The 26386-nt window shown below is 62.9% G+C and carries 21 protein-coding genes; 13 read left to right on the top strand and 8 right to left on the bottom strand.

Annotation, left to right across the window (positions count from 1 at the left end; genetic code table 11):
- The 7 genes from I6H87_RS31905 (at position 1) to I6H87_RS31875 (ending at position 8912) form a co-directional block, all read left to right on the top strand.
- Positions 1-951, top strand: coding sequence for a Gfo/Idh/MocA family protein (locus I6H87_RS31905; protein WP_010811116.1), 951 nt, complete (start codon positions 1-3; stop codon positions 949-951).
- Between the two features lie 7 nt (positions 952-958).
- A complete protein-coding gene (locus I6H87_RS31900) occupies positions 959-1540 on the top strand; it encodes an acyltransferase (protein WP_011616315.1) in 582 nt (193 codons plus the stop codon).
- 65 nt (positions 1541-1605) lie between these two features.
- On the top strand, positions 1606-2721 hold the full coding sequence (locus tag I6H87_RS31895) for a DegT/DnrJ/EryC1/StrS family aminotransferase (RefSeq protein WP_011616314.1): 1116 nt from the start codon (positions 1606-1608) through the stop codon (positions 2719-2721).
- On the top strand, positions 2718-4178 hold the full coding sequence (locus I6H87_RS31890; protein ID WP_011616313.1) for a lipopolysaccharide biosynthesis protein: 1461 nt from the start codon (positions 2718-2720) through the stop codon (positions 4176-4178). The genes I6H87_RS31895 and I6H87_RS31890 overlap by 4 nt, the downstream gene beginning before the upstream one ends.
- A 209-nt stretch (positions 4179-4387) precedes the next feature.
- Positions 4388-5500 carry a glycosyltransferase family 4 protein gene (locus I6H87_RS31885; protein WP_011616312.1) on the top strand — a complete coding sequence of 371 codons (1113 nt, stop codon included), beginning with the start codon at positions 4388-4390 and terminating at the stop codon, positions 5498-5500.
- A 346-nt stretch (positions 5501-5846) separates the two neighbouring features.
- Entirely contained in the window at positions 5847-7133 is a 1287-nt protein-coding gene (locus I6H87_RS31880; RefSeq protein WP_136227841.1) for an O-antigen ligase family protein, read from the top strand.
- A 357-nt stretch (positions 7134-7490) separates the two neighbouring features.
- A complete protein-coding gene (locus I6H87_RS31875; RefSeq protein WP_136227840.1) occupies positions 7491-8912 on the top strand; it encodes a hypothetical protein in 1422 nt (473 codons plus the stop codon).
- A gap of 87 nt (positions 8913-8999) precedes the next feature.
- Here the strand turns inward: I6H87_RS31875 and I6H87_RS31870 are convergent, their stop codons facing one another.
- Entirely contained in the window at positions 9000-10352 is a 1353-nt protein-coding gene (locus I6H87_RS31870) for a polysaccharide deacetylase family protein (RefSeq protein ID WP_037024995.1), read from the bottom strand.
- Between the two features lie 510 nt (positions 10353-10862).
- Here I6H87_RS31870 and I6H87_RS31865 point away from each other — a divergent pair.
- The 5 genes from I6H87_RS31865 (at position 10863) to I6H87_RS31845 (ending at position 16963) form a co-directional block, all read left to right on the top strand.
- Positions 10863-12095, top strand: coding sequence for a glycosyltransferase family 4 protein (locus tag I6H87_RS31865; RefSeq protein ID WP_011616309.1), 1233 nt, complete (start codon positions 10863-10865; stop codon positions 12093-12095).
- 233 nt (positions 12096-12328) lie between these two features.
- A complete protein-coding gene (locus I6H87_RS31860) occupies positions 12329-13498 on the top strand; it encodes a polysaccharide biosynthesis/export family protein (protein ID WP_136227839.1) in 1170 nt (389 codons plus the stop codon).
- Between the two features lie 13 nt (positions 13499-13511).
- Positions 13512-13979, top strand: coding sequence for a low molecular weight protein-tyrosine-phosphatase (locus I6H87_RS31855; protein ID WP_011616307.1), 468 nt, complete (start codon positions 13512-13514; stop codon positions 13977-13979).
- Entirely contained in the window at positions 13976-16198 is a 2223-nt protein-coding gene (locus I6H87_RS31850) for a polysaccharide biosynthesis tyrosine autokinase (RefSeq protein ID WP_010811128.1), read from the top strand. Before I6H87_RS31855 ends, I6H87_RS31850 begins: the two co-directional genes overlap by 4 nt.
- Positions 16199-16294: 96 nt before the next feature.
- Positions 16295-16963, top strand: coding sequence for an acetyltransferase (locus tag I6H87_RS31845; protein WP_011616306.1), 669 nt, complete (start codon positions 16295-16297; stop codon positions 16961-16963).
- A 22-nt stretch (positions 16964-16985) separates the two neighbouring features.
- On the opposite strand, the gene I6H87_RS31840 is transcribed toward I6H87_RS31845, so the two are convergent.
- The 3 genes from I6H87_RS31840 to I6H87_RS31830 form a co-directional block, all read right to left on the bottom strand.
- Positions 16986-17675, bottom strand: a complete 690-nt coding sequence (locus tag I6H87_RS31840; protein WP_011616305.1) for a membrane protein — start codon at positions 17673-17675, stop codon at positions 16986-16988.
- Between the two features lie 61 nt (positions 17676-17736).
- Entirely contained in the window at positions 17737-18354 is a 618-nt protein-coding gene (locus I6H87_RS31835) for a sugar transferase (RefSeq protein ID WP_010811131.1), read from the bottom strand.
- A 267-nt stretch (positions 18355-18621) separates the two neighbouring features.
- Positions 18622-19737, bottom strand: a complete 1116-nt coding sequence (locus I6H87_RS31830) for an acyltransferase family protein (RefSeq protein WP_010811132.1) — start codon at positions 19735-19737, stop codon at positions 18622-18624.
- Between the two features lie 288 nt (positions 19738-20025).
- On the opposite strand from I6H87_RS31830, the gene I6H87_RS31825 reads away from it, so the two are divergent.
- Positions 20026-21054, top strand: a complete 1029-nt coding sequence (locus tag I6H87_RS31825; RefSeq protein ID WP_011616304.1) for a DUF1839 family protein — start codon at positions 20026-20028, stop codon at positions 21052-21054.
- Between the two features lie 80 nt (positions 21055-21134).
- Here I6H87_RS31825 and I6H87_RS31820 read toward each other — a convergent pair whose 3' ends face one another.
- The 4 genes from I6H87_RS31820 to I6H87_RS31805 all read right to left on the bottom strand — a co-directional run bounded on the left by I6H87_RS31820 (position 21135) and on the right by I6H87_RS31805 (position 26346).
- Entirely contained in the window at positions 21135-23702 is a 2568-nt protein-coding gene (locus I6H87_RS31820) for a beta-mannosidase (RefSeq protein ID WP_010811134.1), read from the bottom strand.
- A 181-nt stretch (positions 23703-23883) separates the two neighbouring features.
- Positions 23884-24888, bottom strand: coding sequence for an amino acid--[acyl-carrier-protein] ligase (locus tag I6H87_RS31815; RefSeq protein ID WP_010811135.1), 1005 nt, complete (start codon positions 24886-24888; stop codon positions 23884-23886).
- 10 nt (positions 24889-24898) lie between these two features.
- Positions 24899-26098, bottom strand: coding sequence for an acyl-CoA dehydrogenase family protein (locus I6H87_RS31810; protein WP_011616303.1), 1200 nt, complete (start codon positions 26096-26098; stop codon positions 24899-24901).
- A complete protein-coding gene (locus I6H87_RS31805; RefSeq protein ID WP_010811137.1) occupies positions 26095-26346 on the bottom strand; it encodes an acyl carrier protein in 252 nt (83 codons plus the stop codon). The genes I6H87_RS31810 and I6H87_RS31805 overlap by 4 nt, the downstream gene beginning before the upstream one ends.
- Positions 26347-26386: the final 40 nt, after the last annotated feature.

Raw genomic sequence — 26386 nt, 5'->3', positions numbered from 1 at the left:
GTGAAGCGATTCGCACTGATCGGCGCGGCCGGCTACATTGCGCCCCGCCACATGACGGCCATCAGGGATACCGGCAACCAGCTGGTGTCGGCCTATGACATCAATGATTCCGTGGGCATCATCGACAGCATCTCGCCCCAGAGCGAGTTTTTCACCGAGTTCGAGCGCTTCTATGACCATGCCTGGCGACTGCGCCGCCAGCCCGGCGCGGCGCTGGACTACGTCGCCATCTGCTCGCCGAACTACCTGCACCAGTCTCATATCTCAGCCGGCTTGCGCCTGGGATGTGACGTGATCTGCGAAAAGCCGCTGGTACCGACGCCCGAGTTGCTCGATGAGCTTGCCCTGGTCGAGCGAGAGACCGGTCGGCGCGTGTTCAACATCCTGCAGCTGCGCCACCACCAGGCCATCCTCGACCTCAAGGACAAGGTCGGCCGTGAGCGCAACGGGCACAAGCACGAGGTCGAGCTGACCTACATTACCTCGCGCGGCAAGTGGTATATGGAGAGCTGGAAGGGCGACACGCGCAAATCCTTCGGCCTGGCCACAAACATCGGCGTGCACTTCTACGACATGTTGCACTTCATCTTCGGGAGGGTGCAGCACAATGTCGTGCACCACAGCACGGACAACAAGGCGGCCGGCTACCTCGAGTACGAGAATGCGCGTGTGCGCTGGTTCCTGTCGGTCGATGCCGGCGACTTGCCCGCGGCGGTGAAAGGCAGGAAGCCGACCTATCGCTCGATCACCGTGGACGGCGCGGAGATCGAGTTCTCGGAAGGCTTCACCGACCTGCACACCGTCAGCTACCGGGAGGTACTTGCGGGCCGGGGCTACGGCCTGGATGACGCGCGCCACTGCATTGAAACGGTCAATGCGATCCGCTCGGCACGCCCGGCAGCGCCCCGCGACGGCGAAGCCCATCCTTTCTTGCAGCAACTTCTTGCCTGAGGCTCTAATGACCTACCAGATACATCCATCTGCCGTCATCGATGAGGGCGCACAGATCGGAGACGGATCGCGCGTCTGGCATTTTGCGCATGTTTGCGCCGGCGCGCGCATCGGCAGGCAGTGCTCGCTCGGCCAGAACGTGTTCGTTGGCAACCGTGTCGTCATCGGCGACCACGTCAAGGTGCAGAACAACGTCTCCGTCTACGACAACGTCACGCTGGAAGATGGCGTCTTTTGCGGTCCAAGCATGGTGTTCACCAATGTATATAACCCTCGCTCGCTGATCGAGCGCAAGGGCGAGTACCGCGACACTCTGGTGAAGCGGGGCGCGACGCTGGGCGCCAACTGCACCATCGTCTGCGGCGTGGCGATTGGCGAATATGCCTTCGTCGGCGCCGGCGCTGTCATCAACAAGGACGTGCCCGCCTACGCGCTGATGGTCGGCGTGCCGGCACGTCAGATCGGCTGGATGAGCGAATTCGGCGAGCAGCTCGACCTGCCGGTGCGTGGTGAGGGTGAGGCCATCTGCCCGAACAGCGGGCAACGCTACGTCCTGGATGGCGCCACGCTGCGCAAGGCTGCCGCCTGAGGTGCCTGAGGTGCCTGGGACAGTGGCCAGGCTTGCCCGAATGCCGTCTGCAGAGGAGATCAGCAATGATCGAGTTCATCGACCTCAAAACCCAGCAAGCCCGCATCAAGTACAGGATTGACGCCGGCATCCAGCAGGTGCTGGCGCACGGTCAATACATCCTGGGCCCGGAGGTCGAGGAACTGGAGCAGCGGCTGGCGGACTATACCGGCGCCAGGTATTGCATCAGTTGCGCCAACGGTACGGATGCGCTGCAGATCGCCCAGATGGCGCTAGGGATCGGCGCCGGCGATGAGGTCATCATGCCGGGCTTTACCTATATTGCCACCGCTGAAACCGTCGCGCTGCTGGGAGCAAAGCCGATCTATGTAGACGTGGATCCGCGCACCTGTAACCTGGACCCGGCGGCACTTGAAGCCGCTATTACGCCACGCACCAGGGCCATCGTCCCGGTCAGCCTGTATGGCCAATGCGCCGATTTCGACCCCATCAATGCCATTGCCGCGCGCCACGGCGTACCGGTCATCGAGGATGCCGCGCAGAGCTTCGGCGCCTCCTACAAAGGCCGCAGCAGCTGCAATCTGTCCACGATCGCCTGTACCAGCTTCTTTCCCAGCAAGCCGCTGGGCTGCTATGGCGACGGCGGGGCGATCTTTACCAACGACCACGAGCTGGGCAAGCGGATACGCCAGATCGCCCATCACGGCCAGGAGCGGCGCTACCACCATGTCCGCGTTGGCGTGAACAGCCGCCTGGATACATTGCAGGCGGCCATCCTGCTGGCGAAGCTGTCAATCTTCGATGAGGAGGTGGCGATGCGCCAGCAAGTGGCGGCGCGGTACGGAGAGCTGTTCCGCCGCGGGGGAATCGAGGCCACGCCGCATATCGAACCACACAACATCAGCGTGTATGCGCAGTACACGATCCGGGTGCCCGATCGCGAAACCTTGCAGGACCGGCTGAGGGCCGCCGGGATCCCCACCGTCGTGCACTATCCGCTGCCGCTGAACCGACAGCCCGCGGTGGCCACTCCCCATGCCCGCCTGCCGATCGGCGACGCATTGGCGCGGCAGGTGTTGAGCCTGCCGATGCATCCTTACCTCGACATGACGAGCCAGCAGGCCATCTGTTCGGCGATTCTCCAACATGTCATGTGCCAGCCGGAGCGAGTTTTGCCTTGAACAAACAAACGCTTGCCACTGAGCCCAACGCGGCGGCGAAGCCGCGCGTGGGCAGGAGCGTTGGCCTGCTGGTCGGCGGGCAGGCCACCGCGCAGATACTCACCCTTGCGGCAGCGCCGATTCTGACGCGCCTTTATGCACCGCAGGATTTCGGCGCCGCGGCGGTCTTCACGGCCCTGCTGGCATTCTTCGGCGTTGTTGCCTGCCTGCGCTACGACTTGTCGATCGCGCTACCCGCCAACGATCGCGATGCCGAGAACCTGGTGGTGTTGTGCCTGCTATGCGTTGCGTCGACTACCGCGCTATGCGGGCTCGGCGTGCTGTGGTTCGGCGATGCGCTGATCCTGGCCCTGAATTGGTCGATCGACACCAACGTTCTCTGGCTGCTTCCCTTCGGCGTTGCTTCGGCCGGCCTCTACACTGTGATTGAGAGATGGATGGTCAGGATGCAGTACTTCGGCCAGCTGGCGCAGACCAGGCTGCTGCGGTCCTTGATCGGGAATCTGGTTCAGTTGGGCGGCCACGGACTCGGCGTCCTTGCCTTGATGGGCGGAACGGTGATCGGCAATGGCACCGGCGGACTGTTCTTCCTGATAAGGGAAGTCCGGCGCAGGCAGGGCCGCAATATCAGGCTGGTCCGAATCATTGCCCTGGCTCGCCGCTACAAGGACTTTCCGCTGTATTCCACCTGGACGGCCGTATTCAATGTGGCGGGCCTACACCTGGTCCCGTTGATCTTCTCCGCATTGTTCGGTGCTGCCGTGGTGGGCCACTTTGCCTTTGCACTGCGCATGGTGTCAGCGCCGATCACGCTGATCGGCGCCGCTATCGGCAGCGTCTTCTTCGCCCAGGCCCCGGCCGCCAGGCGGGCAGGCCGCCTGCCGGAGGTGGCCGAGGAACTGCGCCGGAAGCTGGCCAACGCCGGTGTCCCGGCGCTGGTGCTGCTCATCTGCGCCGGACCGGACCTGTTCGGCACCGTGTTCGGTGAACGGTGGCGCATGGCCGGCCACTATGCGCGCTGGATGGCACCCTGGATCTATTTTCAGTTCCAGTTTTCCCCGCTGTCGTGCCTGCCTGATGTGATGGAACTGCAGAAGCTGGAGCTGACCGCGCAGTTCAGCACCTTCGCAGTTCGTCTGGCCACGCTGGCGGCGTGTTACGGATTCAGCGTTCCGGCGGATCAAAGCATCGCCGCGTTCTCGGTGGTAAGCGCCTTGGCCTATCTCTGGATGCTGGCCTTGTTCATGTCGCGAGTAGGGGTAGGTCTCAGGGCAATGGTGGCGCACGATACGAAGCGGATCCTCATCTTCTGCGCCTTGGCGCTGCCGTCGTTACTGCTGTACAGCGGCGCGCCCGACTGGCGCTCCCTTGCTTGCGCGATTTACTTCCTGGCGCTCTCGGCACTCTGGCTGCGGCGTGCCTTGCGCGCGCCGCACGCCGGCACCGGTCGGGCATGAAAGGGCGACAACGATGGACATAAGGCAATTGCCGCAACGCGATCTGGATGCAAGTGAGTGCGACGACGCTCCCATCTTCAGGCAAGCATGCCCGTTTGTTCTCGGGTAGGCGATGGCCGGCGTCAAGCCTCGACCCGCGAGCAAAACGGCCGCCCTTTTTTCAGAGGGTGTCGTGGCGATGTTAACGGAGTAAAAACGGAGCAGAAGAAGTGCAGAGTCCTAACGTAGCCCACCTCACCTCCGTTCATCCACGCTACGATGATCGCATCTTTCTCAAGCATTGCCGTAGCCTGGCGGCCAATGGCTATCGGGTCTCGCTGGTGGTGGCCGACGGCAACGGGGACGAAAGCCGCGATGGGGTGCTCATCACCGATGTTGGCACCTTGCCGGGGCGTGTGAACCGCGTCTTCAGGACCACCGCGCGCGTTCTGCGCCGGGCGATCAAGCTGAATGCTGATATCTACCACCTGCACGACCCGGAGCTGATTCCCATTGGCTTGAGGCTGAAGAGCATGGGCAAGCGTGTCATCTATGATTCGCATGAAGATGTGCCCAAGCAATTGCTCAGCAAGCCCTACCTGGGACCGACGCGCTTACGAGCGCTTGCGGGTGCCTTTTCCATGTATGAGAGGCAGGTCTGTCGCAGATTCGACGGCATCGTGGCAGCCACACCCTATATCAGGGACAAGTTCCTGCCGATTAATCCATGCACGGTCGACATCAACAATTTCCCCATACTCGACGAACTGGGCGGTCCCGTGCGCTGGGAAGATAAGCGTGCAGAAGTGTGCTATCTCGGCGGCATAAACTCAAGTCGCGGTATCCGCGAGACCCTCATGGCGCTGGAGCTGATGCGATCCGGGGCCCGACTGAATCTGGCGGGACGGTTCGGCGACCGGGCCCTGGAGTCCGAGGTCAGGGCGACCACCGGCTGGTCCAGCGTCAACGACCTCGGGTACCTGGACCGGGCCGGGGTGCGGGCCGTGCTGGAGCGGTCAGTGGCCGGCCTGGTGACGCTCCACCCGATCATCAATTTTCTCGATGCGTTGCCGGTGAAGATGTTCGAGTACATGGCAGCTGGTATTCCGCCCATTGCCTCCAACTTTCCGCTCTGGCGTGAGATTGTCGAGCAGAGCGACAGCGGCATATGCGTGGACCCGCTGGATCCGAAGGCGATTGCCGACGCCGTCGACTATCTGGTGACGCACCCGCATGAGGCGCGCCGCATGGGTGAGAACGGCCGCCGCAACGTGGTCAGGAAATACAACTGGGCGATCGAGCAAGACAAGCTCCTGCAATTCTATGAACGGCTTCTGGCGTGAAGTCCGTCGCCGACGCGTCGTTGCCCATCTGTGTGCACTCCGGGCGGCGCGTCCTGCGTGTGCCAGCGGGCTTGCCCGCCTGCGCAACCGCGCTCGCCAGAGCGGACCGGATTTTCCGCCAGAAGCAAACCCTTCCAGTCCGGGCTGCCATACCGCTGTGTGTTGGGTTGGACACGCACTGCGCTACAAAAGTAGCGGCGACTTTGATTAGATGGATAGGACGGCAGCAGACATCCGTGGCCGGGCCTTGCATGCGGAAAGGCACTGTCCGCGGCTTGTACGCCAGCGACTTCCACTGGCTGATAAACCGCGACGGATGCAATAGCGATCGGGAATTCCGTCCGAATTGACGACCAACACGGGAGGCAACAAGGCAATCATGAAGCGCAGGTACCTCTCATTCTGCGCCGGCGTGGTCTTCGTCACCCTCTTTCCGGGTTACTTCTACTATCACACCGCGGTTGCTGGCGGTTTCTTTCCGCCGGTGCTGGGCGGCTTCTTCGGCCCGATGTCGGTCGTGCTCGGTGTCCCGCTGCTGGCACTCGGCGCCGGCGCGATGATAGTCGGGCGCGAACGGTCGCTTTTTATCGATCAAGCTTTCATGCTGTATTTGCTGTTTGCCGTGGCATGGTCAAGCCTGCATTTCCTGCTCGGCATGGGGGCGCAGGGATCCCCCGCCGTCTATTTGTATAACCTCGGCGCGATGTTCCTTTGGCTGGTGGTCTACGCGGCAGTACGGAGCCTCGATCTGGACGGGAAGTGGCTGCGCTGGATACTTTCCCTTTCACTGGTCTACTTCCTGGCGATCGCCGCATGGCAATCGAATGGCCAGTTCTACGATACCGAAAGGCTTGCTGGTGATGCGGTGCGGGTCTCGGGCTATCAGGGGCTGGCCCGTTCTGCCGCCGTTGTCGCCCTGGTCCTGCTCGCGATGAATGCGGGATTGCGAGCAGCACTGATTACAGTGATTGCCGTACCCCTATTGTTCCTGTTAGGGGCAAGGTCCGAGTTTATGGCATTCCTCGTGGTGGCCGCAATGCTCATGGTGGTTCGGGAAGGCGCGTCGCGGACCACGCTGATCTGGCTTCCGCTGGGCGTTGCTGGTATCGCCTATCTCGCCATCAGTTTCCAGATCCTCGAGGGCAACTCGCGCATTCTGCAGCTTCTGGCGATCAAGGAATCGGCTTCCTATCAGGCAAGAAGCGAACTGATGCAGTACGCCGTCAGGATAATCATGGAGCATCCGCTGCTTGGAAGCTATGCTTCCGAGATGGAGATCGGCGAAATGGGAAGCTATGCGCACAACGCACTTTCGGCCTGGGTCAGCTACGGGCTCGCGGGCTTTCTTGGCTTTGTACTCCTGCTGGGCTGTGCCTTGGTACAGTCGGCCTGGCTGGCCAAAAAGGGCGGCGCATCGGATCCGCAGGTTGCACTGGCGCTGGCCTTCAGCCTCTATGCAGTGACGTTGGCGGCCACCGCCAAATCCGTCAACGACCCGATCTTCGCCCTGGCGTGGGGCGCGACGGCTTGCGCACTAGACAAGCGCCGGCGCACAAGCACGCCATCCCTGACACAGGCAGGGGTGCGCAGCCGCGAAGCAGAGCTGACAAAAGTCCGCTCTCCATCCCTCTGAACGATATCGTCCTTCCGACGGCTGATCGCCATCCGCACGATGTTGCGCCTGCCATGGATCCGCTAGTCTGGAGACGGACAACGGAAATCAGGTATGCCGACACTTCTCGGCCGCCGATTCGGGTGTGCAACCAGCAGAAGTATAGAGAGCCCTGCGCGATCGAATGCTCTGCCCTTTTTCCAGTCAGGCGTGGTGGCTGGTCGCCACGATCGGCGCTGAACAGCCGCGCGTTCACAAGGAGATGCTGGCATGAGGCTCGTCCGCCGCCGTCTTGCGTCAGCGCTACTGGGCGCCTGCGGCCTTGTTGTACTGCTGGCCAGCACTGTGCCGGCAGCGCAGGCTCAATCCGGCGGCCTGATGCCCGACGCGCTGAACTGCGACGGCCCGATCGAGTACGCCGTCTGGCGCCGCTGGAACCAAGGCGGCCTCGCCTTCGTGCGAGAGGAGCTGATCGCGCAACGACTGGCAGCAGGCGATACTTACGCGCTATACCATTTCGAGATCTACTTTCACAACTTGCTGGCCATGGCGCAACGTTGCCAGCGGATCGACCGGCTGTACCAGCTGGCCGAACTCGTCTCCAGCACGTACGCGAAGCTGGAGCCTGCGCCCGGCAACCGGCCGGGGCGAGCATGGATATGCCGTGGCGGTCCTGAGTGCAGCCACAACATCCGGCTCCGCAACACCGAGGTGATGCTCAGCAGCACGCAGTTCCTGGCATTCGCGACCAGCCTTGCCAACAGCTTGAGCCGGGCGCGGCCCGAGGCTCCCGGCGATTTTGTCGAGCAGACCGCGCGCATCGCGCGCGAGCACCTGGTGCGGTGGAGTACCCCTGCGGCGCAGGGTGCGTTGCGCAAGCAGATCGCCGCCCGGCCGGAAGATGTGAAGAATGGCTCGTCCGAGCTGTTCCTGACCGACAAGGAGCTTTGGCAGATCTCCATCTACGCGGATCTGGCCGGCATGCTGGCCGTGCGGCCTGGGCTTGCCCTGGACCAGGATGATGCCGGCTTTGCCACCATGAAGGCGCACCTGGACTTGCTGCTGGGCCTGGTTGCGGCGCGTATCACTGTACAGGTGCCTCCCGGAGCGAACGGTAAGGCCGGCAAGAGCGCCATGGTGGCTGACCTCGACGCGGGATTCTGGCGGCTCTATGACGACAACCGGTACGCGGGCTACACCGGGCGCGACAAGCCGGTGGTGTGCAAGCGCGATCCGGCCAGGCCCGATGTTTTCGTGGCGCAGACGCAAATCCCTGCCGAGCGCTTCGCGCCGGTTGCCAACCTCGGCTGGGACATCAGCCATGCGCGCCGGCTGGTGCATTTCTTTGAAGCCATCGAGCGCAATCGCGCAGAGATGGTGCGGGTATACGGCATCTCCCCGTCGAGCCTGCCCTCGCACGACAGCATGGTCGCTTTTGCGCGCCAGCTGCGTCTTCACGTGTGGAACCAGGACTGGAACCGCCCGCTGTTCACCAATTACTTCAGCGGCGCCAATGGCTGGTATCGGGTGAACTACGACAATGGCACCGGCAATTGCTCGGAGGGCTACCCACCCTATGGCCAGGCGGAGTCATTCCCTACCGGTGGCTATGCGACATGGCCCGGACTGCATGCGCTGGGTGTGCGCTTGTACGAACTGACGCAGTCGGCAAGCGTGGACGACCGGGACTTCGTCGCGGCGTATTTTCCGAGCTTTATGGGGCGCTACGGTCCTAGCAAGCGTATGATTGCCGAGCTGATGTTCTGGCCTACGCTGGTTCGCCGTGGCGGCTCGCGCTGAAGGACAAAAGCATCGCGGCGCTGTTCGCCTGCGGGCGAGGGCGGCCCTGGCGGGTGCGGACCGGCTGCTTGCCAATGCGATGGCTGGTCAGTGCTCAAGCACCGCCTGGTACAGATCCCGTTCTTCGGCACTGCCGAGCGATGAGTTATGCCAGAGCATCGTGAAACAGCCGTTCACCGCCTTGCAGGTATCCTTCAGTTCCCGGAACTTCTTCCAGGCTGCTTCGCCGGTTCCAAGCCCCATATAACCAATGACGCTGCCTTCCATCGCAATCAGCGGACGGATGCGCAGGTTCAGCGCCGTTCCCGCGACCGGGTCGAAGGCCGGATACTCGAAGCAGGTTCCGCAGCGGAATCCGGCGTGGTCGGCGTAGGTGAGCGTGCTGTCGTAGGTCATGCCTGCCTGCTCCCAACCAAGCATGGTGGTGGGGTGTTCCCAGCGCAGGTAATGCATGCGGCCGCCCCATGCTTCCTGTTCGATATTCTCCTGCTCGCATATCCGCCGCAGCCGCTTTGCTTCCGCCTGGAGCTTTTCGGGGGCGCGATAGGTATTGAAGCTCGGATGCAGGCCGATTTCGTGGCCGCGGGCATGGATGCGCTGCATCAGTCCACATATGGCGGGATGCTCGGGCTCGTAGTCGGCATCCTTGCTGGGGTCGGTACAGCCACAGATGAAGTAGAAAGCGCTGACCAGTCCATGGCGCTCGGAAACATCCATGATCCAGTCGAAGGTATTGACCCGATCCGTCGGATGCAGCGCGGTCCGGGTCTTAAGCCGTATCACGGGAGCCTGCAGCACGCTTTTCACGTCCCGGCGTATCAGTATGTCGCCCGCCATGCGGCGGATGATTCTCGCCGCAGAGGCAAAGCCATAGCGGCTGGGCACATCCACGTCATGCGACACCTTCATGCTGGCCCGCTGCTGCCTGAGCTGCAGTTCGGGCCATAGCCGGCTGATCACCTGGCCAAGGATATGCAGCCATTCGTCCACCACCGGCCGCTCCAGATAGCCATGTTTCCCGGCATGCGACGCGCTGGCCGGGAAACGACCGTAGCTGTCGAGGTCGGAGCGGCCGACCTCCTCCTGGCGCGACAGCATCCAGTAGCTTAGACCGAGAACGTCATAGTGGATGCGATAGCCGGTAGTGGTCGCCTCGATCAGCGGTGACGGTGCGCGCGCGAGGCCTGGCGCTGGCAAGGGACTGCCGAGGGCCGGCTGCCAACCCTCGGCAAGCGCGTCCCAGCTCGTGAAGGCGAGCTCAGAGTCGGCGCGCCGGAAGGTGCCGGGATCTGCGGCAATCTCAATCGACCTCTGGCCGGAACCAGCAAGGCACAGGTGGACAAAGTCCGCGCCAGCAGCTTGCAGGTGAAAGCCATGGCCGAATCGCTCGGCCAGAATCCGCTGTAGCCAGGAAAGGGCTTCCGGGGTCATATGCCTCATTCAGATTTCCAGTGTGAATATGCCAATGCTCCGATGGGAATGATGGCTGTCAGTTCCACGAGCCGGTCCTGGATCGGCGCCACGCAAGCCGAATGGCCGATACTCACAGGATTGGGCCAGTCGAGAAAATTATCGGGACTTCGCAGTGCACTAACAATGGCGCTGGGTGCGACGCCGAACGCAAAGCGAATACGTTGACCTGGTGGACCAGCTGTCTTGAGCTTGCTACGGTGCGCCGTCGAGCAGTGTGGGCCGGGCCACGCTATGCGCTTCCCTTTAGCTGCGGACTTTGATTAGATGTATTTGACCGGATTGGCAAGTACGCCGCAGACGACGGCAAGGTATTCCAGTTTCCGGCCCGTGACCATGTCCTTGTGCGGCGACAAGTGGTCGCGAGGGGGGAGGTCCTTGGCGGGCCCGCATTGCTCTGCTGACCTACCAGACCGGGAGGGCAACTGGACGAGCTCTGCCGATGACATCCGCGCCAGCATCCAACGATCCCGTCCATCCATGAAGCATGTCTGGATTCTCAATCACTATGCCCAGGAGCCCGGCGGCACAGGCGGCACGAGACACTTCCATCTCGCAAAGCACCTGAGCTCGTCTGGCTGGCAGGCGACCGTCATCGCGGCCACCGCGATCGGCAGCGGCGAGAAGCGGCTGGAGGCGGGCGAGTTGTCGCGCCTGGACAGTATTCGCGATGTGCCCTTCCTCTGGGTACGCACGCCCATATACGAAGGCGATGGCGCCGGCCGAATGCTCAACATGCTGGCCTACAGTTGGCGTGTATTGCGTCGGCGCACCACGCACGGCCTGCCGCGCCCGGACGTGGTGATCGGCTCCAGCGTCCATCCCTTTGCCGCGGCGGCGGGCGCCCTGCTGGCGCGCCGCTTCAAGGTGCCATTCGTATTCGAGGTGCGCGACCTGTGGCCGCAAACACTGGTGGACATGGGCCGTCTGCGTGAAGGGGACTTCCTGACCTGGGCATTGCGCAAGCTGGAGACGTGGTTGTACCGACGTGCCGCTCGCATCGTTGTGCTGTTGCCGCATGCGTGGGAGTACATCACGCCGCTCGGCATCCCGAGGGAGCGCATCACCTGGATACCCAATGGCGTGGACCTTTCGCTGTTCCCGCCCACGCCTGAGCGCACTGGGGAACCATCCGGGCGATTCACGCTGATGTATTTCGGCGCCCACGGGCAGGCCAACGGCCTGGACAACTTGCTGCAGGCGATGAAGCTGGTGCAATCGAGTCCGGAGGGACGGCACATCGTGCTGCGCCTGGTGGGGGATGGCCGCATGAAGGCTGCACTGATTGAGCAGGCGCGGCAGCTCGGCTTGAGCAATGTCAGCTTTGAGCCCCCGGTGCCGAAATTCCGCATCCCTGCCGTGGCGATGGAGGCGGATGCCTTTGTCATCGCCGTGCGCGACCTGCCGCGGCTGTACCGGTACGGGATCAGCATGAACAAGTTGTTTGACTACTTGGCTGCGGCCCGCCCCGTCGTCATCGCCTCCAATGCCGCCAACAATCCGGTGGCCGATTCGGCGGCCGGACTGACGGTCGGCGCGGAGCAGCCTCGGGCACTGGCCGATGCCATCATCAACATCGCCGCGGCGCCGCTCGAGGCCCGCCTGCGCATGGGGCGCGCCGGGCGGGAGTACGTCGAACGCAACCACAGCTTCCAGCAGCTGGCGCAGCGTCTGGCTGTCGTGCTGGACGAAGCATGCGAAGCCACAGTTTAGTGATTGGGTCAGCGCCAGGAGCAAAAGCAATGGCGTGGTTGAGTTGGATGGCCATGCCGCGATCACCGGGAAGGGGTGTGTGCGAAGACCGGCGTGCAAGCCGGCGCGGAGCGGCCTGGCGCTCGCAGAAGCGCGGCTCTCACGTGCATGTACTTACTGTGCGCAACCGCACCGAAGCATGGAGCAGCCGCTCCTACTATGCATTCGTCGGGGGACATGGCATGTGCGGTGCGATGTCCGCTGCTATCAGCAAGGAGACCGCCGTGAGACCAGTCAATTGGCGCATTCAATCTCGGACCAGTCTGACAATACTTGTGGCCACCGCCCTGCTTGCGGCTTGCGCCGCATCGCCCGGCATGTACTTCGATAACAAGGCGGTAGTGAGCGCGATCGGGCCGGAAGTCGTGCCCAAGGTCACGCCGATCACCCTGGACCTGGTGAAAGCGCAACGCAACAAGGCCCGTACGGACAACGATCGGGTCCAGGAACTGTTCGCAACGCCGCAGCCTTATCGTATCGGCCCGGGGGACATCATCTCGGTCGTGGTATGGGACCATCCGGAACTGGTCTTTCCCACGCAGACTTACAGCATCGGCGCCTCCTTCGAAATCCCTTCGTCGAGCGGTGGCGCCAACGTGCCTGGCTATGTGGTCAGCGCACATGGCGATATTCAGTTCCCCTACGCCGGTGTCATGAAGGTGGCCGGAAAGACGGCAAACGATGTTCGCGACCAGATGGCGCGTGTGCTATCGCGAGTGGTCAGGAATCCCCAGATGACCGTGCGTGTGCTTGGCTTTCGCAGCCAGCGTGTCTATGTCGACGGCGAGGTCAAGCTGCCTGGCATGCAGCCCATCGACGACGCGCCCATGACTCTGGTGGAAGCGCTCAATCGCGCCGGCGGCGTGCTGAATCTGACCGGTGACAACAGCCGCATCCGTATCACCCGAGGCGAGCGCAGCTGGTATGTCAACATCCCCGCGCTGCTCGCCAAGGGCATCGATCCATCCCGCATTCTGCTGCGCTCCGGCGACATCGTCCGCGTGGAACAGCGCGAAGACAACAAGATCTTCGTCACCGGCGAAGTGGTGCGTCCGGCTTCCTTGCTGATGCGCAACGGGCGGATGACACTGAACGAGGCACTTGGCGATGCCGGTGGGGTCAATCCGAATTCCGGCAATGCGGAGCAGATCTACGTGATTCGGAAGGCGGTGGATGGCGAGCCCAATGTCTTCCACCTGGATGGCAACTCTCCGGCGGCGCTGGCTATCGCCGAGGGCTTCGAGCTGGAACCGAAGGACGTGGTTTATGTGAATGCACGCGAAGTGGTCCGCTGGAGCCGTGTGATCAACCAGTTGCTGCCGAGTACACAGCCCGTTTTCAGTTCGGCCACGGCATTCAAATAGTGGGATGCGAGAGATGGTTCACTCAATCCTGGTGGTGTGCATCGGTAACATCTGTCGCAGCCCGATGGCGGCTTGCCTGCTGGGCCATGTCCTGCCTGCTTGCGAGGTGGTTTCCGCCGGGCTCGCACCGCCGGTCGGCGCCCCCGCTGATCCGAACGCTGTCAGGCTGCTTGCACGCGAGGGGTTCGATATCGTCGGTCACCGCGCACGCGCCGTCGATGACGCACTGGTGGCGGCGGCAGATCTGATCCTCGTGATGGACAGCGAGCAACGCGACGAGCTCGAGCGGGTTTTCCCGCACGCGCGCGGGAAAACCCACCGGCTTTGCGAATATACGCACACGGATGTGCCGGATCCGTATGGATGCTCGCCGAAGATGTTCGGCATCGTGCTGGAACTGATCAAGCAGGGCATCGCATCATGGTCTACACGGCTGGGGGCTGCTGCTGCACCCGCACATGTTCAAGGAGAGGCATCATGAAACCGATCGGTACGCGATACCAGGCCCCCGCTGGCGCGGACGAGCGCGAGCCGGCAGTGGACCTCACCTCCTATCTCGATTTGCTGGCCCGCTATCGACGGACCTTCCTGTCCGTCGCCGGAGTCATCATCGGCCTCGGTCTCATCTACGCCATCCTGGCAAAGCCGGTCTACCGCACCGACATGACGGTACAAGTGGAGGACTCGAGCGGTAACTCGATAGGCAAGCTCGCAGCCGGCGTCTCGCCGGCTTTCGACGTCAAACCCGCGGCTTCTGCGGAGATCGAACTCCTGCGCTCACGGATGGTAGTCGGCAAGGCGGTCGACGACCTGCGTCTGTATATCGAAGCCGCACCGCGCTATTTCCCGCTGATTGGCCCGGCAATCGCCAATTTCAATCCTGAACTGTCGCACCCGGGGCTGTTTGGATGGGGCGGCTTCGCGTGGGGCCATGAATCGATCACCGTGGCCCAGCTCGACGTGCCAGCGCCCATGGAGGAACGCAAGATCACGTTGACCGCGCTGGGTGACGACGCGTACAGGGTGCGGTTTGCCAGCGACAATGTCGAGGCTACCGGCAAGGTGGGATCGCCATTGACGATCAGCACGGCCACCGGGACGGTCACCATGCTGGTCAGCCAGATCGACGGACGCCCCGGTGTCCAGTTCGTACTCCGTCGCCTGCCGCGCGGCGCGGCCATCACGCGATTGCAGGAGAAGCTGGCGATCAGCGAGCGTGGCAAGCAAAGCGGCGTGATCGGCGTGTCGCTGGAGGGAATCTCGCCGGACATGACGGCAGCTGTCCTCAACGAGATCGGTAACGCCTATGTTGACCAGAACATCCGCCGCAAAGCCGCTGAAGCCGAGAAGTCGCTGGCCTTTCTCGAGGGACAACTGCCGCTGCTCAGGCAGCAGGTCGATGTGGCCGAGACCCGGTATAACGCGATGCGCAATCAACGCGGCACCATCGACCTCAGCGAGGAGTCCAAGCTGATCCTGGGCCAGTCGGTACAGATCCAGACCAAGCTTCAGGAATTGCAGCAGAAGCGCCAGGAGCTGGCTGCACGCTTTACCTCCAATCACCCGGCGATCGCACTCATCGACAACCAGATTGCCGGCCTGAACGGCCAGCTGAACGGTGTATCCGGGCGGATCCAGAAGCTGCCGGATGTGGAACAGAATGTGCTTCGCCTGATGCGCGACGTCAAGGTCAGCACTGAGTTGCTTCAGACGCTGCTAAACGAGGTGCAGCAGCTGAAACTGGTCAAGGCAAGCAAAGTGGGAACCGCGAGGATTGTCGACCCGGCCGATGTGCCGCTCAAACCAGTGCGGCCTGATCGGGCGATGATTGCGGGGATGTCGCTGGCCCTGGGCTTGCTTGCCGGCCTGCTGGCGATCTTCATGCGCCATATGCTCGATGGCGGCGTGGCCGACGCGGACGAGATCGAGAGGCAGACAGGGATGACCGTCTATTCGACCATCCCCTTCAGCAAGCAGCAGTCAGAGCTGCCATCCGGCGGCAACCTGCTGGCACTACAGCAGCCGGACGACCCGGCCGTGGAGAGTCTGCGCAGCTTCCGCACGGCATTGCGTTTCGCCATGGCTGGGAGCAATAGTCGGACGGTGATGATCACCGGGCCCGCCCCGGGCGTCGGCAAATCCTTTGTCTGCGCGAACTTTGCCGCGATTGCCGCCGCTGGCAGCCGCGTGGTGCTTATCGATGCCGACCTGCGCCGCGGCAGCCTGCAGAGCCTCTTTGATGCCAGGCGCGGGCCAGGCTTGACCGAACTGCTGATGGGCGCGCCGCTGGAACAGGTTTTGCAGCGGCAAGTGGCGCCCGGCCTGGACTTTATCTCGACCGGCACGCAACCACCACACGCGGCGGATTTGCTGCTGACTTCCAGCATAGATTCCCTGCTTGAGCAACTCAAATCGCGCTATGACCTCGTGCTGATCGATACCCCGCCAGTGCTTGCCGCTGCCGACGCGAGCATCCTGGCGAGCAAGGCTGGCGTAGTGTTCCTCGTCGCGCGTGCCGAGAAGACCACCACCGACGAGTTGATCGCGGCGCAACGGGCCATCCAGCAGGCCGGCGCCGACATCAAGGGCGTGCTCTTCAACGGCCTTCTGATCGAGGGACGCTGGTACCGGTCCCACAACTACTTCGGCAAGTATCGCTATCTCGCCGAATACGGCAATGGACAGAGCAAGCGGGCCTAGCTAAAGCGGCGGTCGGTGTCGTCCCCGGCTGTCTCCCAGCCGTCGGCCGCCACCACCGCCGACTTTCACACGGCTTCACCGGAGGGCCCATCAGCCATGCCACTCGTTCACGCGTCTGCCGTCTCTTCAGTGGTCATCGCCGGCGCCGGCGGGCTCGGGGTGGAACTCTATGATTATCTGCAGGCAGAAGCATTGTGCGGCGGACCGGTTGTAGCGGGCTTCATCGATGACAGGCCGGGCAAGGTTCCGGACGGCATAGATCTGCCGCATCTGGGACCGATACGTCAGTTCCGCCCCGCGTCGCACCAGGCAGTGCTGGTCGCGATAGCTGCCACCCAGGCACGGCAGGACGTACTGTCTTGGCTCTTGCAAATCGGGATCGAGGTTCCGCTGTATGTACACAGCACGGCCCTTGTCTCGCCTTCCGCCCGCCTGGGCGTGGGTGCACTGATCTTTCCATTCACTGTCGTCAGTCGGGGCGCATTGGTGGAGGATGGCGTGGTGGCCAATGTCTTCAGCGGGATCGGCCATGGTTCCCGGGCGGGCGCATGCTCTGTGCTGTCACCTCACGCGGTCCTCAATGGCAACGCCACCGTCGGACCGCGGTGTTTCCTGGGGACACGTGCAACGCTCTACCCAGGCGTGACAATCGGTGCCGATTGCGTTGTCGACTCTCACACCGGCGTCTCCGCCAACGCCAAGGACCGGCAGTTCATCACTGCCGGTACCTACCAGATTACGGCACGCCGGATCCGTGATCAGTGATGGTGAACTCCATCGTCGCAGCTCAGAAGGTGTCAGAACATGCCCGGTAAGACGGCAAACGGCACTGTTCGACATTCACCACAGTCCGGCCGGAAACCGGATCGGTGTCGATGGATCTGAAATAGCGCTCGGTGACACCGAACCAAAGCAACCCATGGGACCACAAGCGAGTTTTGATAGGATGCAGCGCGGCCGGCATAATAAGGACCAGGAAGCCGCAAAGTGCCAGCCGGGCAAGCATCGGCGTCTGACCGGCGCGCGCAAGCGGACGAAAGGGATGTAGGTTGAGCCATGCCACGGTCAACCCCACAGCCATGCCGATCAGGGTTTCCGCCAGCGTATGATAGCGACCGACAATCAGGGCAACCGCCACCACGACCGCCACCCATACACCGGCAAACAGGCCGAACCTGGCTGTGCGCCTGCCCCATGTCGATCCCAGCATCGCACAGAGCACCGGGTAGACCGAAGCCGTAAGCATGGCGTGCCCGCTTATGCTGTACACGTTCGCCGATGGTATTGACCATCCCCCAATTTCGAACGCGAGTTTCCCTGCAAGAATGACGGCCACGCCGGCCCCCAGCGACAGGAGCCAATAGCATGCCTGCCTCCAAAAGCCCAGGTAGACCAGCCGCAGCGCAATCATGGCAGCAAGGGGGAACGTGAGTGAAGCGCCGCCAATATGGACGATCAGCACCCAGGACAATCGCATTGGCGGCTCCAGATCATGGAATGGTCACTCGCCCTTGCGTCTCGAGCGAGCATCCGACATGTCATGCGGCATCGACATCCGGGGCACTCGGCTTGCTTCCCTTGAAGCGGGGGGCGGAGAATTCTCCCGCGGCACTGATCCCCTCGCGCGCCACGACCTTGGTGACGGTCTTCCACAAGATCACCATGTCCAGCCATACCGATACATGGTCGACGTACCAGACGTCCAACCGGAATTTCTCCTCCCAGCTGATAGCGTTGCGTCCACTGATCTGCGCGAGTCCGGTAATACCGGGACGGACCAGATGGCGGCGTGCCTGCTCCGGTGTGTAGAGCGGCAGGTATTCCATCAGCAGTGGCCGCGGCCCGACCAGACTCATATCGCCTTTGACGACATTCCAGAGCTCCGGTAATTCATCAAGGCTTGTGGCGCGCAGCAATGCTCCGAATCCTGTCAGCCGCTCCGGATCGGGCAGCAGTTCGCCGTCCGGGCCGCAAGCATCCGTCATGGTGCGAAACTTGACGATGTGGAATGGTTCGCCATGAAGTCCCGGCCGCACCTGCCGGAAGAAGACCGGTTTGCCCAGCCTCAGGCGCACCGCGCCCATCAGGAACAGGAGAGGAATGGCGAGCAGCAGGATGGCCAGCACGGCCAGGAGGATGTCAAAGATGCGCTTCATCACATTCGCTCCGAGAAATCCCGCCCGTCAGGGCGGCGGCGTAAGGAGCGCCACCGGCAGGCGGCATCCTTCCTGGAATGGCCGGCATGTAGGTCCAGAGGGGGTAAGCGTCGAATGGGGGAGGGAGCCTGCATGCCGCGCCGGCACTTGCCGGGCCGGGCAAGTCATTAGTGGCCGCCACACGCCACGCTGGCTCAGTATAGTTGCGGCGGAAAGCGAACGTTGCACTGCTATGTGGCGATGACCACAGAACGCACGCCACCTCCGCTATACCCCTCGGTCTCGACCTGCCGGCCGCGCCGCCGGCTCTTCCGGTCTTCCGCTACCGGAAGCAGGAACTCTCCGAAGACCCTGGCGAAGCTTGCCCAGTTTTGCGTCAATTCTTTTCTCGACAAGTCGATAAGTAAGCAACGAAACCATCATCGTCGCAATCACCAACAACACGCATGCAATGTCGCCTGGCAAGACCCTGTGCTTGTCCATCGCGGAGAACAGCCGGGCAAATGCCGGAACCGTGAAGGCCTGCAACAGATATAACGAGTATGAGGAATCGCCAATGCCCTGCAACCAGCTACCTCCTATCCAGCCCTCGGCGCTCTCCCAGAACACCATCCCGGAAACCAGCAGCGCCGCGGGGATTCCCGCAAAGACCACTCTGTCCTCCATCGAAGAACCGGGGGTCAGCACAAGGAAGCCGAAAACTCCGGCCGCGATCAGGGAGAAAGAAGCCCGCCTGGAGATCCGATAGCCGAATTTGTAGAGCCAGGCGACCAGGCAGCCGAGTACGAATTCCAGCAGCAGGGGGGAGGTCAGGAACCTGAAGATATATAGCGTTGGCCTGGTGAGCGACAGTACCGAAAGCCCTGCAAAGAAGGCGGGCAAGGCCCAACGCATGCATCGCTCCGAGAAGCAGATCGAGATGGCGAAAACCGCATAGAAGAACATCTCATAGACCAGCGTCCAGCCGACATAGAGAATCGGGTAGGCGTTACCGTGCTCTTTGACCTCGTATGGGATAAAGAGATAGGAGGTCACAATTTGCATCGCCGTGAACTCGGAATTCTTAAGACTCGGTACCACCCACACGACTGCCAGCATCAGGCTGGTGAGAATCCAGTACATCGGTGCGATTCGCATGAGCCGGGCAACCATGAAATCCTTTGCCGCCTGCGCTCCGCGAAGCCGGCCCGAGGTCGTGGCCACCATCACAAACCCGGAAATGAAGAAGAAAATATCGACGCCGCTCCATCCCCACTCGCTCGCATGGCTGAGAGCACCGGGCGTCCACCCGAAGATCCTTATCGTGGCGGCCGAATGATAGGCGACCACCGCCGTCGCCGCGATGGCGCGCAGCGACTGCACTGTTGATAGCTTTTGCCCCATGTCGTGCTCCCGGTGCGTTGCTCTTCGGCCCGCTGTCCATCCATTGGCACGCGAATCCGGATGGAGCTTTGAGCAATTCTGTCTGCAAGTGTGCCTTCGCACCGTTGGCTATCTCACATTTGGCCGCCGCTCGAGGGAGCACTCCCTGCACCGCTCTCGACCCAGCCGAAAGGCCTCCGAGTCTGTTGGAGAGCGCACCGAAGAGCGAAGGCCAACTCGCTAGATTTGGAGTCCACACCCAGGCCGGCAGACCACGCCTTGGGACATGACAGATGTGGAGGACCGGACATGAAGGCAAGCACAGCACGCAGCGAGGGCGGCGGCGGATTCGGCGCCACCCTGCCGGCGATTGCGGATCCCCACCCGCTGCATAGCGCCGAGGCCATCTGGCAGGAAACCAACTGCTACATCGACTTGTGGGTCGAACTGCTCCACCGCTGGGGTCTCGAACCGCGCGCGGGACTGGCTTTTACCGTGGCGCAAGACTTTGAGGGTGATCACTTTACCTTCTTCAAGTATCCGCAGTTGGACCTGGAGACGCTGTACGGGACGGTTGTGCAAGAAATGGCGGTCTACGACACGCTCCAGGCGCACGTCATGGCCCAGGTCGAACGCGGTCACACCGTGCTGCTCGAAGCCGACAGCTACTATCTGCCCGACACGCATGCCACGGCGTACCGGCGCGAGCACGTCAAGACCACCGTCGCCATTGACCGCATTGACGGCCAGGCGCAGCGCCTCTGGTACTACCACGGCCTCGGCTATCACAGCGCGCAGGAGGAGAACTATCGCGGCCTGTTGCGGCTTCTCCCTGATCTCAGCGGCAACGGCAACATCTTGTTCCCCTATGCCGAATGCGCTAAGCGCGTGCGCCCGCCGCTCGCGTCATCCGCATTGGTCGACGCTTCGGTCGGCCTGCTGCGCTACCACCTGGGCAGACGCCCTGCAGCCAACCCGGTGGCCTGCTGGCGACAGGTGTTCGGCGAGCATATGGATACCCTGCTGGCGCGTGACGACGCCTATTTCCACCTGTACTCCTTCAATTTTCCGCGTCAGCTCGGCGCCAACTTCGAAATGCTGCACCACTGGCTGGCCTGGCTCAGCGAGCAAAAATACAATGCGCCCAAGGCTGTGGCTGACGCCGCACGCAGCATTGCGACCGAGAGTAAGGTCTTGCAGTTCCGGCTTGCTCGAGCGGTCGCGCGCCGGCGGGTGGACTCCTGCACGGATTGCCTGGACACGCTGGAGTCCTGCTATGACAGGACCATGGAGGGCTTGCTGTCGGCGTTCGGCACGTCCCACCAAGTCTGCGCATAGGGCCGGGGGTGCCCGCCATGTTCTACGGCGGGCATCCCGGGGCATGAGCGCCGCAACAGCAACGGCGCCCGGCTCGGCGGTCAGCCATCATAGCCAAGTGGATGCTCCGCATTGACCGCGTGGATCTCGCCGGAAGGAATCGCGGGAGCGTGCGCGCCAGCCTTCCCCGCCTCATGCACCAACCGCAGACGCCGGCTGCTGCCGGGCGCGAGATGGAACCAGTTATCGGTCGCTTGAAAGGCATGATCGTCGATGTGAACCCAACGTGCGAAGCGCTGCGCGGATACCGTCAGCCACCAGTCACCGTCGACTTGCTCGAGCCTGGCTCGCAACCCGGGGGGCTTCAGCGCGGCGGCACGGCGGTCAGGAAGGTAGACGGCCTGGCTCAGCGGCTCGCCGCTGTCGGCAGCATGCAGCGTGACCACGACCACATCGTGCGTCGGCGGGCCGAAGCGATACGCATAGGTGAAGTCGAAGAAGCGGTCCAGCAGCGCCGCTGCTTCAATGCGCGCCGCGCCACGCGCCGGCAATAACAGGCTGTGCCGGGCTTCGGCCACAACTGTCTCGCCGTCGCGCAGGCAGCGCAGCGTCAGCGACAGCGCGTGCGGTTGCGGCGTTTCGTTGATCGCATGCACGTGCAGTCCGTTGAGCCCTTCATCGGTAATCAATACCTGCAGCGGTTGCCAGACCTGCCGCAGGGCATGCCAGGCCGACTTTGGCCGCCCGCACGCATCGACGATGCCCCAGCCGGCTCCGGGCACGAGATCCTGCAATTGCCAGATCAGTCCGCCGGCACAGCTTGACCCGACCCGGCGCCATTCGCTGAAGACTTCTGTCATCACCTCCGCGACCACCGCACGGGACAGCACCAGGTAACGCTGCGGCTGCTCATATCGTAGGCGCGGTGGATCCACTTCGTACAAGGTTCGCAGGTAGTACTCACGTACATCCTCGAAATCCCACGGTGCGCCCGCGTCGCGGGGTATTGTGGCTTTCCAGCGGGGCGAATGCAGCGGCTGCGACAAACCGTGTTCCGCCAGCGTGCGCTCGCAGGGCACATTGGCAAATGCCAGACATTCGGAAGCAAAGCGCACTTGCGCCAAGCGCGCATCCGCCAACGGTCGCTGGTAGGCTCCAACGCCGTAGTAATGACTCACACCAGTGTCCGGCTGGAACGGCCACGCGCCGCCAGTTGGCGAATTGCCGACATACACTACGTCCGGCCGCTTGGCGGCAACCAAGCCCCGGATCAGTTCGTCGAACAGTGGCTGCTTCCAGTCGCTGCGCGAGACGCCCATCATTGCCGCCTGCTGCTCTGCCTCGCTGCCGCCACACAGCACGGCAATGCTCGGATGGGTTAGGGTGGCGCTTAGCCAGTCGCCAACTTCGCGCGTGATGTCCTCGGTGAGGCCGAGGCCCGGTCCGATGCTGCCATAATCAAAATTGGCGAACATGAAATCGTGCCAGACCAGCAAGCCAAGTTCGTCACATATCCGGTAGAAGGCCGCGCCCGGATAGCACGTGACGCCGCTGATCCGCACCATGTTCATCCCGCCCCGGCGCGCCAGCTCCAGCCAGTGCCGGGATGCTTCATCCGTGTCGGCAAGGCCGTGCAGATCATTGCTGGAGATGCACGCCCCCCGGCAGAACAGCGGCTCTCCGTTGATGCGCAGTGCGAAGGCCCCGGCATCGCTTGAACAATCCAATGATATGGTGCGAAAGCCAACCCGTCCGCAGTGGATGGCGCGTCCCTCGATGGTTGCATCCACACGGTAGAGGTGGGGTTCACCGTGCGTATGCGGCCACCAGAGCTTTGGACGTTCAACGCAGACTGTGCCTTCGAGTGTGAACCTGTCGGTACGCGACAGCGAGCCCGGATAGATGCATCCCTCGCCGTCGATGGCCTCGAACGATCCAGACGCTGGCGCGGATGCCGGGAAGTGCAGGTGCAGGCCAATCACACCGCGATCTCCTTGCACCCGCCCCCACAGATCAGCGCGCACGCCATGCAGGATGTCGTCACTGGCCGGGTCAAGCAGTTCCACCGGCCGCCAGGGCCCAACCGCATGGACCGGCGGGCACCAGCCCGGCATGTGGCCAAGCAGGGTCGTGCGAATCGCCCGCAGGATTGGTGGCACGATCATTCTTGGCTTCCACCGCACCGGGCCGCGCTGCTTGCGCAACCACGGATGGAGCGCACGGAAGCAGAGGTGCATCAGGTTGTCGCCGTCCAGGTCGACCTCGACTTCATGAGCGACAAACATATGCCGCGCGCTCAGCACAAGCTTTCCGTTCAGCCAGGCTTCGACCACCGTGGCGAGCCCGTTAAAGCGCAGCACGCGCCGGCCGCGGCCGGCAAAGTTCACACGATACCAATGGTCATACTGGTGCAATGGCGGCGGCATTGCGTCGTCCCATCGCCCGGCGGCGCGCAGCGCGCTGGCCACCGTGCCGGGCACTGGGGCCGGCAGCCAGCCTGCGGCAGGATCCAATGCAGCGGGGCTTTCGGCCGCGCCGGCGGGTGTCTGCACCCATGTCCACTCGCCGCCGAGCGCGGTACTGCCGATGGCAACGCCCGGGCGGCCGCCGGGGAGTGCTTGCTGACCGGACGCAAGAATGCTTGTGTCAGGATAAGTTTGCGACTTCATGGACTGCCTCTCCCGTGACAGCCTGCCCGTGCTGGAACGCTGGCCACGCGGAGCATGCCTCGCTGCTCCGGGCGGCTGCAGAAGTTCGATGCAGGGCGGACCACCAGGCGCATCGGTCGGCACTGCATCTGCATGGGCCGAATGGATGCGGCATCTGCTCACGTCTCAATGCCGCTCCGTCTCAGATGCCTCCGAGCACGTCACGCACCCGCTGGGGCCAGTTCGCCGGCTTGAAGCCGTGGTGACGCAGCAAGGCCAGCGTCAGGCGCTCGATGCCAAAGCCCACGCAGCCGGTGTGCGCCGGCGCGCCGTCCGCGGTACGCAACGGCCATGCGTGCGCGAAATGGTCCATGTGGTAGTTGAAACTCATGCAAGCCGTGGGCGGCGCGCCATCATTGATCGGCACCAGCAACTCGAACTTCAGCTTGAGCTCGCGCTGGCTGTCGGCCACGATCTTGCCGCCACGCCCAAAGAACGGATCGTTCGCCACGTCAACCTCATGCGGCAAGCCAAGCAGGCTGGCCAGTTGCGTGCCACGTTCCATCCAACGTTGACGGAATTCCACGATCTGCTCGGCCGTGCCGAGCCGGACATATTCGCGCTGGCGGAACATCTGCATGCGTGCAGGGTCGATCGAAGGTTCATGACGGAAGCAATACGTCAACACGTCAACCACCAGCCCTTCCCGAGGCATCGGACCGCGGCTGGCCACCACAGGGTAGACGGGATAGCACGCCGCGGGCGCCAGCACCACATCGGTGGGCTGCTGCTGATCGGCCCATTCCTCACCGCGCTCCAGGCGCGCCAGGAGTCGATGATGTTCGCGATCGCCGCCACAGAAGCAATGCACCGTCCCTGCCAGTTGGGGAAAGCCCTTGAGATACTCGCTCGCTTCGAAATCCTTGCGCGGCATGGCAGGAGGAAATCGCATCACCTCCGCGTCCTGGTCGGCGCCCAGTTTGCTGACGGCGTAGTTCAAGCCGTCGGCAATACTCTCGAACAGTCCGCTACGGCCATAAATGCCATCGACCGTCGAGGGAAAGAGCACGCGGGCGTCAATCAGCGCCTGCCGGTAAGCACGGCGGCCCGTGTCAGGATCCTGCGCCGGCCTGGCCATGGCAGAATGGTCACCCGGGGCAACGGATGCGTCGTCGCCTGGCACGTAAGCGTTGCTGGTATCGTCCATGGACGGCTCCTCAGGCGGACCGGTCCGCCAGTAGCAGATTGGCGGTATTGGTCAATATGCGATCGTTGTTGATCATCAAGGGGGCGGACCACAGATCCCGCAGGTGGCGTCCCAGGCTGAACGGCGTGCCATGCTTGTAGCCCGCCATGCCGCAGACCAGCATCGCGATTTGCACCGCTTCGAGCGCCAGCGACGACACGCTGGTCTTGAGCCCGTTCATTTCCGCCGCCAGGTTGAAAATTGCCGACACACTCTGGCTTGCATGACGCTGGCGTTGGTGAGCCAACGCCAGTTCCAGCCGCCCCTCCAGCATCTGGATAATGGCAACCGCTTCGGCCACGCGCGTAGCCGAGGGCGGAAGCGTGCCAGGCCGGGCGCGCGCCTGGCCCTGGAACAGCACCTTGGCGCGCTGAACCGCATCCGCGGCGATACCGGTCCACAAGGCAGACCACAAGATGTGCGACACGGGGGTCATGGTGACGTCGGCAATCTCGCCGAACGACACGGGCAGGATCTGATTGGTATGCCCGCGGGCTTCCAGCCGGAATCCATTGCTGCAGGTGCCGCGCATGCCCAGGGTATCCCAGGTGGAGAGACTTTCCAGTACGTAGTCTGGCTTGAGCACGCTTACCATGACCTGGTCCGATGGCGAGGCATCGGGATGGCGGCGTGCCGTGACGAGGATCCCGTCGGCATGGGCGCCATAGGAAATGGTCGGAGCCATCTTGAGCAAGTACAGGTTGCCGCCATCGGCGTTGACCGCGCAGCCGCTGCTGCGCAGGGCACCGCCAATCGCCTCTTCGGACGTGGCCGAAGCCAGCAGCAATTGTTCGCTGGCCAGGCGCTGCAATAGCTGCGCGTGCCACGAGCTGGTGCTCGCATGATTGACCAGGCATGCCACCTGTATCTGGTGCATGGCGTAGATCATTCCCGTCGAGGCACAGGCACCGCCCAGCACGCGGCAGACCGCTGCGATCGTTTCCAGCGACGCGCCATCACCGCCACAGGCTGGCGGCACCATGGCGCCCAGCAACCTCTGCTCACGCAAGACTGCAAACGCCTGGTGCGGAAAACACGCATCGGCGTCGACCTGGTCTGCATGCCTGGCTGCTTCTGCCGCGGCCAGGCGCGCTCCGGCCAGCAAGTGTGCGGCGTCAGCAGTCTCTGCGCGCGGAAAGGCCTGCTCGACGCTGGCGAGGACCGGGCTCATGCCGCCTCCTGCTCTTGTTTGATCTGCTCGGTCGCCGCAGCCAGTGTGCTGATGCTGCGGAACAGCTGGCGAGTCAGCATGCGGTCAGGTATCTCGATGCCGAAGGTATTTTCGATCGCGAGCATGACTTGCACCGTTGCCAGTGATGACAGTCCCGCTTCGTATAGATCGGCCTGGTCGTCCAGCGATTCAACTGGTACGTCAAGTCGGGCCACTTCCAAAAGTATGGTGCGTATCGCTGCTCGCATGGTGGGCTCCAGGTTGAGGTACAACGCCTTGGTGACCTAT

The sequence above is a fragment of the Cupriavidus necator genome (genome assembly GCF_016127575.1).
Lineage (GTDB): Bacteria > Pseudomonadota > Gammaproteobacteria > Burkholderiales > Burkholderiaceae > Cupriavidus > Cupriavidus necator_D.
Note: the sequence above shows the minus strand (reverse complement) of the source record. Positions and strands in the feature narration are given on the sequence as shown.